This is a genomic window from Pseudescherichia sp., from assembly GCF_031987975.1.
In the GTDB taxonomy this organism is placed as follows: Bacteria; Pseudomonadota; Gammaproteobacteria; order Enterobacterales; family Enterobacteriaceae; genus Pseudescherichia.
The window spans coordinates 27,700-40,016 of record NZ_DALZYX010000002.1; the positions used below are offsets into that span (position 1 = coordinate 27,700).

The 12,317-nt window shown below is 56.9% G+C and carries 13 protein-coding genes; 1 reads left to right on the top strand and 12 read right to left on the bottom strand.

Annotation, left to right across the window (positions count from 1 at the left end; translation table 11 throughout):
- Nucleotides 1-5: 5 nt before the first annotated feature.
- The 3 genes from sdhA to sdhC are packed head-to-tail and all read right to left on the bottom strand — an operon-like array spanning nucleotide 6 to nucleotide 2,517.
- Nucleotides 6-1,772 (bottom strand): succinate dehydrogenase flavoprotein subunit, encoded by a 1,767-nt coding sequence (gene sdhA / locus RTN40_RS03480; protein WP_312227239.1) that lies wholly within the window; start codon nucleotides 1,770-1,772, stop codon nucleotides 6-8.
- Nucleotides 1,772-2,119: a succinate dehydrogenase membrane anchor subunit gene (gene sdhD / locus RTN40_RS03485; RefSeq protein WP_042392134.1), complete on the bottom strand. Its 348-nt coding sequence runs from the start codon at nucleotides 2,117-2,119 to the stop codon at nucleotides 1,772-1,774. Before sdhD ends, sdhA begins: the two co-directional genes overlap by 1 nt.
- The gene (gene sdhC, locus RTN40_RS03490; RefSeq protein ID WP_312227240.1) at nucleotides 2,113-2,517 is read right to left on the bottom strand and encodes a succinate dehydrogenase cytochrome b556 subunit; all 405 of its coding nucleotides are present in this window, start codon (nucleotides 2,515-2,517) and stop codon (nucleotides 2,113-2,115) included. The genes sdhD and sdhC overlap by 7 nt, the downstream gene beginning before the upstream one ends.
- A gap of 638 nt (nucleotides 2,518-3,155) precedes the next feature.
- Between sdhC and RTN40_RS03495 the strand changes: the two genes are divergently transcribed.
- A complete protein-coding gene (locus tag RTN40_RS03495; protein WP_103819826.1) occupies nucleotides 3,156-4,442 on the top strand; it encodes a citrate synthase in 1,287 nt (428 codons plus the stop codon).
- 33 nt (nucleotides 4,443-4,475) lie between these two features.
- Here the strand turns inward: RTN40_RS03495 and nei are convergent, their stop codons facing one another.
- The 9 genes from nei to RTN40_RS03540 all read right to left on the bottom strand — a co-directional run bounded on the left by nei (nucleotide 4,476) and on the right by RTN40_RS03540 (nucleotide 12,256).
- Nucleotides 4,476-5,267 (bottom strand): endonuclease VIII, encoded by a 792-nt coding sequence (gene nei, locus RTN40_RS03500; RefSeq protein WP_312227241.1) that lies wholly within the window; start codon nucleotides 5,265-5,267, stop codon nucleotides 4,476-4,478.
- A gap of 17 nt (nucleotides 5,268-5,284) precedes the next feature.
- Entirely contained in the window at nucleotides 5,285-6,022 is a 738-nt protein-coding gene (pxpA, locus tag RTN40_RS03505; RefSeq protein ID WP_312227632.1) for a 5-oxoprolinase subunit PxpA, read from the bottom strand.
- A complete protein-coding gene (pxpC, locus tag RTN40_RS03510; protein ID WP_312227242.1) occupies nucleotides 6,012-6,944 on the bottom strand; it encodes a 5-oxoprolinase subunit PxpC in 933 nt (310 codons plus the stop codon). The genes pxpA and pxpC overlap by 11 nt, the downstream gene beginning before the upstream one ends.
- Entirely contained in the window at nucleotides 6,938-7,594 is a 657-nt protein-coding gene (gene pxpB, locus RTN40_RS03515) for a 5-oxoprolinase subunit PxpB (RefSeq protein ID WP_312227243.1), read from the bottom strand. The genes pxpC and pxpB overlap by 7 nt, the downstream gene beginning before the upstream one ends.
- A gap of 15 nt (nucleotides 7,595-7,609) precedes the next feature.
- Nucleotides 7,610-8,353, bottom strand: a complete 744-nt coding sequence (locus tag RTN40_RS03520) for a type 2 GTP cyclohydrolase I (protein ID WP_312227244.1) — start codon at nucleotides 8,351-8,353, stop codon at nucleotides 7,610-7,612.
- Between the two features lie 9 nt (nucleotides 8,354-8,362).
- Complete coding sequence (phrB, locus tag RTN40_RS03525) at nucleotides 8,363-9,781, bottom strand: deoxyribodipyrimidine photo-lyase (RefSeq protein ID WP_312227245.1); 1,419 nt, start codon at nucleotides 9,779-9,781, stop codon at nucleotides 8,363-8,365.
- A gap of 12 nt (nucleotides 9,782-9,793) precedes the next feature.
- Nucleotides 9,794-10,750, bottom strand: a complete 957-nt coding sequence (locus RTN40_RS03530; RefSeq protein ID WP_312227246.1) for a DUF523 and DUF1722 domain-containing protein — start codon at nucleotides 10,748-10,750, stop codon at nucleotides 9,794-9,796.
- A gap of 89 nt (nucleotides 10,751-10,839) precedes the next feature.
- The gene (locus RTN40_RS03535) at nucleotides 10,840-11,784 is read right to left on the bottom strand and encodes a CAAX protease (RefSeq protein WP_312227247.1); all 945 of its coding nucleotides are present in this window, start codon (nucleotides 11,782-11,784) and stop codon (nucleotides 10,840-10,842) included.
- A 265-nt stretch (nucleotides 11,785-12,049) separates the two neighbouring features.
- The gene (locus RTN40_RS03540; RefSeq protein WP_312227248.1) at nucleotides 12,050-12,256 is read right to left on the bottom strand and encodes a YbfA family protein; all 207 of its coding nucleotides are present in this window, start codon (nucleotides 12,254-12,256) and stop codon (nucleotides 12,050-12,052) included.
- Between the last annotated feature and the right edge of the window lie 61 nt (nucleotides 12,257-12,317).

Here is a 12,317-nt window from a genome sequence, read left to right on the forward strand (position 1 = left end):
TCCGCTTAATAAGTACGAATCTTCGGCGGGAACGCCGGACGCAGTTTAGGCTCCATGTTCACGCTGCGGCGCGTCATGGATTCCGATTCAGGCAGATACAGGGAGTGGCAGAGCCAGTTTTCGTCGTCGCGCTCCGGGAAGTCGAAGCGGCTATGCGCCCCACGGCTCTCGGTACGGAAGTTGGCCGACACCGCCGTGGCGTAGGCAGTCTCCATCAGGTTATCCAGCTCCAGGCATTCGACGCGCTGGGTGTTGAACTCGCTGGACGTGTCATCCAGGCGGGCATTTTTTAGCCGCTCACGGATGGCCTTCAGCTGCTCCAGCCCCTTCGCCATGGCATCACCTTCGCGGAATACCGAGAAGTTGTGCTGCATACACTCCTGCAACGCTTTGCGGATTACTACCGGATCTTCACCATCGCGGTTGTTGTTCCAGCGGTTCAGGCGTGCCAGCGAGGCGTCAATTTCGTCGTCGGTAGCGTCACGCAGCGCACCCTGCTCGGCGATAGACTCCTGCAGATGCAGGCCTACCGCACGACCAAAGACCACCAGGTCCAGCAGCGAGTTGCCGCCGAGGCGGTTCGCTCCGTGTACCGATACGCAGGCAATTTCACCTACTGCAAACAGCCCTGGTACTACCACGTCTTCGCCCTCGGCGTTAACGGTCAGTGCCTGGCCGGTGACTTTAGTGGGGATACCGCCCATCATATAGTGGCAGGTCGGGATCACTGGAATCGGCTCTTTCACCGGATCGACATGGGCAAAGGTACGGGAAAGCTCAAGAATACCCGGCAGGCGGGATTCAAGAACCTCTTTACCGAGGTGGTCAAGCTTCAGCTTGGCGTGCGGACCCCACGGGCCGTCGCAGCCGCGGCCTTCACGGATCTCGATCATGATAGAGCGTGCGACCACGTCGCGGCCCGCCAGATCTTTTGCGTTCGGCGCATAACGCTCCATAAAGCGTTCGCCGTGTTTGTTCAGCAGATAGCCGCCTTCACCACGGCAGCCTTCGGTAACCAGAACGCCTGCACCGGCAATACCGGTTGGGTGGAACTGCCACATCTCCATATCCTGCACCGGCACGCCCGCGCGGATCGCCATACCGACACCGTCACCGGTGTTGATGTGGGCGTTGGTGGTTGACTGATAGATACGACCCGCGCCGCCGGTGGCCAGCACCGTTGCGCGCGCTTTAAAGTAGACCACTTCCCCGGTTTCGATGCACAGGGCGGTGCAGCCAACCACCGCGCCGTCTGCGTTTTTCACCAGGTCCAGCGCATACCACTCAGAGAAAATGGTGGTCTTATTTTTCAGGTTCTGCTGATAAAGGGTATGCAGCAGGGCGTGGCCGGTACGGTCCGCCGCCGCCGCAGTGCGTGCCGCCTGCTCGCCGCCGAAATCTTTCGACTGGCCACCAAACGGACGCTGATAAATAGTGCCATTCTCCAGACGAGAGAACGGCAGCCCCATATGATCCAGTTCAAGGATCGCTTCCGGGCCGGTTTTACACATATACTCAATGGCGTCCTGGTCACCGATATAGTCGGAACCTTTCACCGTGTCATACATATGCCATTCCCAGTTGTCTTCATGGGTGTTGCCCAGCGCCACGGTGATACCGCCCTGCGCAGAGACCGTATGGGAACGGGTTGGGAATACTTTAGACAGCAGCGCACAGGTCTGGCCGCTTTGGGAAATTTGCAGCGCCGCGCGCATACCTGCGCCGCCGGCACCAATTACAACCGCATCAAATTCTCTGACTGGCAGTTTCATTACACACCCCACACCACAACGAATCCATAAATAACGTATACCAGCAGCGCCACAACGGTGAGCAGCTGTAACCCAAGGCGCAGCGCCGTGGATTTAACGTAGTCAGTAAACACCTGCCACATGCCAATCCAGGTGTGGATTAACGTGGAAACCAGCGCCAGCAGGGTAAAGACTTTGGTAAAGGCGGAGGAGAAAAAGCCCGTCCAGGCTTCATAGGTGACATCGCCAGTGATGGCGAAGAACCCGACCATGTAGATGATGTACAGCGTCAGAACGATAGCGGTAGCGCGGACCAGAATGAAGTCATGTACGCCGTTGCGTCCTAATGCGGAGGCGTTGCTTACCATACGAGGACTCCTGCGAGAATTGAAAGCACGACAGTGATAGCAATAGCAATATAGGCAGAACGTTGACCTGCGGCGAAGGTTTCTTCCAGATAGCCGACATCCATCAGCATATGGCGGATGCCGCCGACAGCGTGATAGGCCAGCGCGGTGAGAATGCCCCACATGATGAACTTAACGAAAAAGCTATCCATGATGGCGGAGGCGTTCTGGAAGCCCTCTTCTGAGGAGAGCGACAGGCCCAGCAACCACAGCAGAATGCCGATCGCCACGAAGGTGATGACGCCGGACACGCGGTGGAGGATGGACGCTATAGCCGTAACAGGGAACCGGATCGTAGTGAGATCCAGATTGACAGGTCTTTGTTTCTTAGCATTTTTTATCATGAATAACGCCCACATGCTGTTCTTATAGTTTCCTTCCTCCGGTCTGCAGGCGGGTCAGACAGCGTCCATTTGTATAACTGCTCGTCATGCAAAATTTCATGCTTTCGTAGGCTAAACGACGCATTACAACGCTGGTGGCTCGGGACGGCAGGGTATTCCGGAGACCTGGCGGCAGTATAGGATGTTCACAAAATCATTACAATTAACCTACATACACTTTGTCGGGTTTTATGCTGAACAGTGACCTCTATCACGATACCAACATATTTTTAATTTTTAACCATGAGATTTGACAAAACTTAAACATTATTGTTACAAACGTCAGCGGAAAAGTCATATAATTCGTAAAAGTTATGGGGTCTCTCTTTCACCTGAGAATTAGTTATGTAACAGTGAGAAGGATTGACCGACGTTATCAGGACAGTTATTAGTGATATACAGGTTTGACAAATTCGGACTGTAAAAAACCTGATTTGCTGATTTTTCACGGTATTTTAATGTTTGCCTGCAAGCGCTCATCGCCCTGTACCCAAGTATCTCCACTCAACAGAGGCCCGCGCCAAATAACAAACTGGTAACATTGATTTTCTGTATGAATGCAAATCCGGCTTCTTCCCAACAGTCTTAAGCATAAGGCGCTAAGGAGACCGTAAATGGCTGATAAGAAAGCTACCCTCACCTACAATGGTGGCGATGCTATTGAACTGGATGTGCTACAGGGCACGCTCGGTCAGGACGTTATTGATGTCCGTACACTCGGCTCAAAAGGGGTATTCACTTTTGACCCAGGTTTCACCTCTACCGCATCCTGCGAATCCAAAATCACCTTTATCGACGGTGACGAAGGCATTCTGCTCCATCGCGGTTTCCCGATTGACCAGCTGGCTACCGACTCAAACTACCTGGAAGTGTGCTACATCCTGCTGAAGGGTGAGAAGCCAACCCAGGCCGAGTTTGACGAGTTCAAAACTATCGTCACGCGTCACACCATGATCCACGAGCAGATCACCCGTCTGTTCCACGGCTTCCGTCGCGACTCCCACCCGATGGCGGTGCTGTGCGGCGTGACCGGCGCGCTGGCGGCGTTTTACCACGACTCGCTGGATGTAAATAACCCGCGCCACCGTGAAATTGCCGCGTTCCGCCTGCTGTCTAAAATGCCAACCGTAGCAGCAATGTGTTACAAGTACTCTATCGGACAGCCTTTTGTTTATCCGCGCAACGATCTCTCCTATGCGGGTAACTTCCTGAACATGATGTTCTCTACCCCATGCGAGAAGTATGAGGTTAATCCGGTGCTGGAACGCGCCATGGATCGCATCCTGATCCTGCACGCCGATCACGAGCAGAACGCCTCGACCTCTACGGTCCGTACCGCTGGCTCGTCGGGCGCAAACCCGTTTGCCTGTATCGCGGCCGGCATCGCCTCCCTGTGGGGACCGGCGCACGGCGGCGCGAACGAAGCGGCACTGAAGATGCTGGAAGAGATCAGCACCGTTGAGCACATTCCGGAATTTGTGCGTCGTGCCAAAGATAAAAACGACTCTTTCCGCCTGATGGGCTTTGGTCATCGTGTTTATAAAAACTATGACCCGCGCGCCACCGTGATGCGTGAAACCTGCCATGAAGTGCTGAAAGAGCTGGGGACCAAAGACGATCTGCTGCAGGTGGCGATGGAGCTTGAGCACATTGCGCTCAACGATCCGTACTTCATCGAGAAGAAACTCTACCCGAACGTGGACTTCTACTCCGGCATCATCCTGAAAGCGATGGGTATTCCATCCTCAATGTTTACCGTGATCTTCGCGATGGCGCGTACCGTTGGCTGGATCGCCCACTGGAACGAAATGCACGACGACGGCATCAAGATTGCCCGTCCGCGCCAGCTCTACACTGGCTACGAACAGCGCGATTTCAAATCCGATCTGCAGAACCACTAATCTGCCCTGCCCGGCGGCGTTGCGCCGCCGGGCCTATTTTTGGCATCCGGGACACCAATAAAACGGTCTCGATGACAGAGTCGTCTTCTCGATAATCCCCCCGCAGCGACTGCATGCCTTTCCTGCCCGATGAAACACGTTAAAGCGAAACAGCGCCCCATGATGGCGTTTCTCATTCACCTTGCCGCGGGTGCGGTAGGAGAGACGCGGTACCTCCAGCAGGGCACTGGCTAACGCATCCAGCTGTGTCTCGCTGAGATCGGCGGCGCGATGAGTGGGGGCTAGCTCGGTGGCCCAAAGAATTTCGATCCGCAGATAGTTACCCAGCCCGGCGAGAAAAGCCTGATCCAGCAGCAGTCCAGAAAACTGACGGCGGCGAAAACGGGGTGAAATCAGCCGTTCCCTGACAGTCGCTACGTCCAAATCTGGATCGAGCACGTCCGGCCCTACGCGCTGTAAAAACGGGTGCACGGCCAGTTGCTCGGGGGTCAGCATCTCGATATCCGAGGCGCTGTAGAGCAAAATGGCTTTGTCGGCGGCGGCTAATTTTACCCGCAGAATGCGCGTGGTTTGCGGCTCTTCACCCGCTTTAACTACCCGCCAGACGCCGTAGAGCTGGTTGTGGCTGTAGAGGGTCATGCCGCCGGAGAAGTGGGTCAGCAGCGCTTTACCGCGCGTTTCGATACGTTCAACGTACTGCCCGGCAAGCTCCGACTCCCAGGGCTTCAGGTGTTCATAGGCAAACCAGGCTTCGGTCAGGGGCTTACCCTGGATGGCTTTTTCAAGGCTGTCCGCTGCCCGGCGGATCTCGGGGCCTTCCGGCATACGCTCTCCTTAGTTAATTAACTGGCGGTGACGGTGATATTGCTGGCGGCAAAGGCCTCGCGCAGACGGCGGGCAAAGGCCAGGGCGTGTTCACCGTCGCCGTGCAGGCATACCGTCTGGGCGTTGACCTTTGTCCATTGGCCCTGAATGCTTTTTACCCGTCCGGCCTGCACCATCTCTAACGTCTGGGTTAGCGCCTGCGCTTCGTCGGTAATTAATGCTTCTGGCTGGGAACGTGGCACCAGCGAGCCGTCGCTCATATAGCCCCGGTCGGCAAAAACCTCTTCCCGGGTTGGCAGGCCGTAATGCTCCCCGGCGCGGATAAGCTCGCTGCCCGCCAGCCCGACCAGAATCAGCTCGGGATCGCAGGCGTGCACCGCCCGGGCAATCGCATCGGCAAGGGCGGGATCCTTCGCCGCCTGGTTATAGAGCATGCCGTGGGGCTTAACGTGCCTCATCGTCCCACCTTCAGCACGCACGATGGCCGCCAGCGCCCCCGCCTGGTAGAGGGTTTGCGCATAGACGATCTCCGGCGGCAGAGCCATCGCCGTACGGCCAAAGTTCTGCCTGTCGGGAAAGCTGGGATGTGCACCCACCGCCACGCCATTCTTTAGCGCCTCGCGCACGCAGGCCAGCATGGTTTGTGCATCGCCAGCGTGAAAGCCGCAGGCGATGTTGGCCGAGGAGACCAGCTGTAGCAGGGCGCTGTCGCTGGCACTCCCCTCCCCGAGATCGGCGTTAAGATCAATCGTCAGCACGCAGCCCTCGCGCCAGCTGATCGAGGAACAGCCGCTGCTCACGGCGGGCGCTCAGGGCCTCATCTAACGTGCAGGGCACAAAGTGAATGGGATCGCCAAGGCGAATCTGCCCCAGATGGTACATATCCGCCTCAATAATGCAGGCGATGCGCGGATAGCCGCCAGTGGTCTGGGCATCGTTCATCAGTACGATAGGCTGGCCGTTATGCGGCACCTGAATCACGCCGGGAACCAGCCCGTGGGAAAGTAGCTCCCGCTCCTCAAGCCGCTTCAGCTGCGGCCCGTGAAGGCGGTAACCCATGCGGTTACTCTGCGGGCTTAGCTGCCACGGCAGCCGCCAGAAAGCGTCCTGCGAGGCGGTATCAAACGACTGGTACTCCGGCCCTGGCAGCGCGCGAATGCGGTTGCCCCACAGAAGCTGCTTGACCCCCTGCGGCCCGGAAAAGCGGCGCTCACAGGCGTGGATCGGCAGGCGATCGCCATCCTGCAACAGCCGTCCAGCAAAGCCGCCGATACCCACCTTCAGGTCGGTACTGTAGGATCCCATCACCTCGGGCACGTCAAAACCGCCCGCTACCGCAAGGTAACTGCGCATCCCATGTCGGGGACGCTTAAGCACCAGCCGCTGTCCGGCACGGGCCTGATGCCGCCAGCCGGTCCATACCGCCTTGCCGTCCAGCGTCGCGTCGCAGCCCGCCCCGGTGAGGGCAAACCAGCTGTCATGGTTGAACTCAAACTCACACTGGCCGAGCGCCATCTCCAGCGCCGCATCGTCGGCGGCGTTGCCCACCAGCGCGTTGGCAATCTCCAGTGCTGGTGCATCCAGCGCGCCGCAGTAGCTGATGCCGGACTGGCGCAGCCCCTTGCGTTTACCGCCCTGCACCGAGGTGTACATCCCGGCACGGATCACCGTCAGCATACGCCCTCCTTCTGCGGAATAAATCGCACCCGGTCGCCAGGGCGCAATAGTACAGGATCGTCGTTATCAGGATCGAACAGCGCCAGCGGCGTATGGCCGATAAGCTGCCAGCCCCCCGGTGTTGTCAGAGGATAGATCCCGGTCTGCGCCCCACCGATGCCCACCGACCCGGCGGGTACGGAGAGACGCGGCTCTGCCCGGCGCGGGGTATGCAGCGCCTCCGGGAGGCCTCCGAGATAGGGGAAACCCGGCTGGAAGCCGAGAAACCAGACCACATACTCGGTAGAGGCATGCAGCTCAACCACCTGCCTTTCACTGAGGCGACTGTGTTCTGCCACCACCGCCAAATCCGGACCCGCCGCGCCGCCGTAGACCACCGGGATCTCAATAAAGCGCGACTCTGGCTCCAGGGCCTCGCTCTCCTCCCACCAGCGCTGTAGCCGCTCGATAGCGTCGAGGGCTTTATCCTGCGGATCCGCCAGCACAACGGTGACGTTGTTCATGCCGGGGATCACATCGACAACATTGGGCAGTTCAACCACCCGCTGGGCCAGTCGCCAGATGCGCTTCTGGCTGGTCAGAGTTACCGGAGGTTCAAGCTCCAGCACCACGGCGGTCTCACCTAACAGATAACAACGAGCTCGCTGCACTTGGTCCCCCTTGCATCATGCCGGATTGGGAATATCGATAAAGGTGACGTCTAAATCTGTATTTTCAGTCAGCCACTCGCTGAGGGCGCGGATACCGCCGCGTTCGGTGGCGTGATGCCCCGCGGCGTAGAAGTGCAGCCCCTGCTCCCTGGCGCTGTGGATGGTCTGCTCGGAGACCTCGCCGGTAATGAAGGCATCGACGCCGAAACGGGCGGCGCTGTCGATAAAGCCCTGGCCGCCACCGGTACACCACGCCACGCGACGCACCTCCGCCGGGCCGGTATCGCCGCTCCAAAGTGGCCGACGGCCAAGTCGGGCTTCGATCCACGACGCCAGCTCAAGGCCAGGCACCGGCATCGCCAGCTCGCCCCAGGGAACCAGCGGCTCAATTTCGCCTTTCACAGTGATGCCTAACAGCGCTGCCAGCTGCACGTTATTACCCAGCTCCGGGTGCGCGTCCAGCGGCAGGTGCCAGCCGTAGAGATTGATATCATTGGCAAGCAGGGCTTTAAGGCGGTTGCGCTTCATGCCGCGGATTATCGGGGACTCCCCTTTCCAGAAATAGCCGTGATGGACGATGATCGCATCGGCCTGCTGGCGGATTGCCTCATCGATCAGCGCCTGGCTGGCGGTCACGCCGGTAATAATTTTTCGTACTTCGTCACGCCCCTCGACCTGCAGGCCGTTAGGGGCATAGTCACTGAAGGCCGCGCTATTAAGCTTGTCATTAATCAGGCGTTCCAGTTCGGTGTTGTTCATCATCCCTCTCTACGATTTTCGTGCGGCTTCATACGCGGCCAGGGTGGCCGTGCGGGCCTGTTTATGATCGACCACCGGGCGAGGATAGTCCAGCGTCACGCCCTGCTTATCTGCCCATGCCCAGGGATCGTGCAGCGATGCCGCAGGCACCTTCGCCAGCTCAGGCAGCCACTGACGGATAAACTCGCCGCGCTTATCAAATTTTTCACCCTGGGTGGTGGGGTTAAAGATGCGAAAATAGGGCGCGGCATCGGTACCGGTTGACGCCGCCCACTGCCAGCCGCCGTTGTTGGCGGCCAGATCGCCATCAATAAGCTGAGAGATAAAATAGCGCTCTCCGACGCGCCAGTCGATCAGTAAGTCTTTCACCAGGAAGCTCGCGGTAATCATCCGCAGGCGGTTATGCATCCAGCCGGTATTATTCATCTGCCGCATCGCTGCATCGACAATGGGGTAGCCGGTGCGCCCCGCTTGCCATGCCTGCAGATGTTCAGGATTACTTTGCCACTGCACGCGTTCGGTCCAGGGAATAAAGGGCCGATGCTTGCAGAGATCGGGATACCAGGTCATCAGATGGCGATAGAAGTCGCGCCAGATAAGCTCATTCAGCCAGACCGCGCCCGCGCCGCCGTTCAGGGCATCGGGCTGCTCCGCCAGCAGTCGGTGCAGGCACTGGCGCGGAGAGATGACGCCCAGCGCCAGGCAGGCCGAGAGCCGACTGGTGGCATCAAGCGCGGGGAAGTCGCGCTGGGCCTCATACTCCCCTACTTCGCTCCGGCAAAATTCGCGCAGCCGTTCGACTGCCGCCTGCTCCGTCGCCGGAAAGAGGCTGGCATCGAAATCCTGCTGTGGATAGTTGAGAGTAAGCGGCTCCAGCTTATCGCTTAGCGCCCCGCCCTCGCGCACGGCGGGTGCAGGCACGCACTCGGGCAGATCCTCCCTGAGCCTGCGCAGAAACGCATTTTTATAGGGCGTAAAGACTTTATACATCTGCCGATCGCCGGTCATCACGCTGCCCGGGGCGAGCATAACGCTGTCATCCAGCCCCTGGCAGGCCACCTCAGGCAGCGCCCGCTCGACCGCAGCATCGCGCTGACGTTCGTTAAGTTCGTACTGATAGTTGTAGAAAAGGTGCGTAACGCCGTGCTCTTCACAAACCTTTTTTACCGCCCCTACGCTGGCGTGAAAATCGTCCGCCTCGACGAACAGCAGTGGGATCCCCTTTTCCGCCAGCCCCTGCTGCAGGCTGTGCAGGTGGGACTGCATAAACGCCGCCTGCCGCGCCGCCATCTCGTGCTTTTCCCACTGTTTAGGGGTAGAGATAAAGAGCGCCAGCACCTTCGCGTGACGATGGCGGCAGGCTGCGGCGAGGGCAAGGTTATCCTTCACGCGAAGATCCGCGCGAAACCAGACCAGATGGGTGGTCATACAGCTCCTGAATTAATGTCCGTAACGAAGGCGCAGCGTCTCTGGCCACGGGTCAAAATAGCGCTGCCCGGCGAGATACGCGTCGGGAAACTCGGCCATGTAGTGCTTGAGCAGCGTCACCGGAGCGAGCAGCGGCTGGGTACCCTGCCGATAGCGCTCAATGAGGGACGACAGCTCCTCGCGCTGGCGGGCATTAAGCTGTTTACGGAAGTAGCCCTGAACATGCATCAGCACGTTGGTGTGGTTGCGGCGGGTGGCCTGGTGAGAGAGCAGATCCATCAGCCGCTGGCGATACTCAACAAACCACTCATCGAGAGATTCCCACTCGTGAATGGCTGCCACAAAGCGTCCCAGCTCGCGGTACTTGGGCTGGGAGTGGGCCAGCAGCAGTAGCTTATAGCGGCTGTGGTAGGCGATCAGCTCCCCGCGCGTCAGTCCACGCTCGCGTACGCCGTTAAGTTCGTGCAGGGCGTAGATACGCTCAACAAAGTTTTCCCGGATCAGCGGATCGTGCAGGCGGCCATCCTCTTCTACAGGCAGCCAGGGATAGGTTTGCATTAATACTTCGGTATAGATCCCGCGCCCGGCCTTGCGGTTGTTTTTGCCATCGGCATCGTAGACGCGCACCCGCTCCATGCCACAGCTGGGCGATTTTGCACAGACGATGTAGCCACAGAGATGTTCGAACTGGCTGATACGCTTGTGCGCATAGTCATGCATCGGCTGGGTCAGATCGCCCTCGCGCCCGTCGCTAAAGCGCAGCGCCTCTTCACCTTCTGGCGTTTTAATCAGCCGCAGTGCAGGACGGGGAACCGGCAGGCCGATGGCCATCTCCGGACAGACTGGCTCAAAACGTACCAACGGCGACAGCTCTTCCACGGCAAAGGCCAGTCGCTTATGCCCTCCGTCAAAACGCACGGTCTCCCCTAACAGACAGGCACTGATGCCAACAGGGATTTTCTCACTCATAGCGGCTCCTTATAGACTCTGTGTAAGTGTAGCCGGAGTGAGAAGGAATTCGCGATGGTTATACCAAGAAGCCAACAAATAAATGCCGCTTATCTAAGTTGATAAAATATGTACGCCTGCTTTTTAAGCATAAGCGGTACTGAAAACTTCCCATACCCGGTCTGTTGAAGAAGTTTGTCAAGAACAGCGGCATCAGCCTCACACACGCCAGGATAATCGAGGTGTGTATACATTCTTAACTCTTCGACGGAACATACTCTTCGCGCACTGGAAAAAAGCCCCCAGGCATCTAATGCTTTATACGTAGCCGGGCTTATAGATATTATGAGTTTCTCAATAAGGTTAATTTTTTCTCGTATTGATTCAATTGCTGTTTGCATATCAACGCTTTTGGATTTGATCCAGATACAGTCATGGTGAAACAGCCTGTTTCTGTAATCCCTAATCTCTTTTAAAAGATTTAGCACTTTGCGACGTGCTTCAGTGGGACGATGGTCAATGACGCTAAGCCTTCTGAACGCTTTTGTCAGGGACAATGGCCAGAGATAGAGATGCTTATCTGTATTGAGATCGGTATGTAATGCCTCAAGCATTACCGCTTCCCAGGTACTAAACGTAGTGGCAGCAATAATATCATCATGTCCGAACGTAAGGGGTGAAGAGGTAACCGGTGACGGCCTGTCAGATCCTAAGCGTGCCGCCTCTTTGTGTTGCCACCTTTTTCTTAACGTCAACTCAGCGTTCCGAATACCCTTAATAAATTTAGTATGATTATCTTTAGTGGCATCATAGTGAATAGTACTCCACCAATATTCACCGAACCTCTCTTTTGCTGCTTTATCGATTGAATTACGCAATATGAGTTCAAGCTGTTGAAGGAGAGGATAAAGCGAAGCTGCTGCGTTTTGTAGCCAGATAGTAAAGCCGTATATTTCTATTGGGGAGTGTATGTTAAAGGTTCGTTCAATTGTCGCTAGCCGTGCTGGGGATAATAAAGAAAGAATGGGTGCGTAATCCGGTATGCTTCCTGGCATATTCGCTCCTGCTCCTGATGGTAATAGTGTTTTTTCAGACCGAACTCTACATAGCCTCACGGTTGACCGGCTTATCACTCTGCGCTAATCTGCCTTCATAACGTTAGCCAGTGCCGAATCATCCCCCATGCTGCATGGGTTCTAGTGAAAGCATATCAGGCAAAAGTTTTGAAAACCCCGGCTCTGCTGGGGTTTTTCACTTTCCGAGCATAAAAAAACCGCCCCGAAGGGCGGTTTGACTCGTTGCTGTGTGGGCTTTGCCCTATTAATAGAAATCGCAGGTCACTTTTTCGGCCTGATCCATCCATACCGGCTTGTCACTGGTTTTCGCCCAGACGCGGTGCAGATAGCTATAAAAACGGGCGCGATCTTTCCAGAACAGCATAAACGGCAGCGCCGCTATGCCTGCCACGACGGCAAAAACGCGACGGGCAAAGACCACATGTGCTGGATAATCTTGATATAAAGACATACGTTTTTCCCCCTTTTTACCCCGTCATCCTTCACGAGGCTGGCGTGTCGGTAATGTTCAC

Excerpts from the sequence above, each read along its gene's own strand:
- sdhA (WP_312227239.1), bottom strand. The coding sequence starts at position 1,772 with ATGAAACTGCCAGTCAGAGAATTTGATGCGGTTGTAATTGGTGCCGGC.
- sdhD (WP_042392134.1), bottom strand. The coding sequence starts at position 2,119 with ATGGTAAGCAACGCCTCCGCATTAGGACGCAACGGCGTACATGACTTC.
- sdhC (WP_312227240.1), bottom strand. The coding sequence starts at position 2,517 with ATGTGGGCGTTATTCATGATAAAAAATGCTAAGAAACAAAGACCTGTC.
- RTN40_RS03495 (WP_103819826.1), top strand. The coding sequence starts at position 3,156 with ATGGCTGATAAGAAAGCTACCCTCACCTACAATGGTGGCGATGCTATT.
- nei (WP_312227241.1), bottom strand. The coding sequence starts at position 5,267 with ATGCCGGAAGGCCCCGAGATCCGCCGGGCAGCGGACAGCCTTGAAAAA.
- pxpC (WP_312227242.1), bottom strand. The coding sequence starts at position 6,944 with ATGCTGACGGTGATCCGTGCCGGGATGTACACCTCGGTGCAGGGCGGT.
- RTN40_RS03520 (WP_312227244.1), bottom strand. The coding sequence starts at position 8,353 with ATGAACAACACCGAACTGGAACGCCTGATTAATGACAAGCTTAATAGC.
- phrB (WP_312227245.1), bottom strand. The coding sequence starts at position 9,781 with ATGACCACCCATCTGGTCTGGTTTCGCGCGGATCTTCGCGTGAAGGAT.
- RTN40_RS03530 (WP_312227246.1), bottom strand. The coding sequence starts at position 10,750 with ATGAGTGAGAAAATCCCTGTTGGCATCAGTGCCTGTCTGTTAGGGGAG.
- RTN40_RS03535 (WP_312227247.1), bottom strand. The coding sequence starts at position 11,784 with ATGCCAGGAAGCATACCGGATTACGCACCCATTCTTTCTTTATTATCC.
- RTN40_RS03540 (WP_312227248.1), bottom strand. The coding sequence starts at position 12,256 with ATGTCTTTATATCAAGATTATCCAGCACATGTGGTCTTTGCCCGTCGC.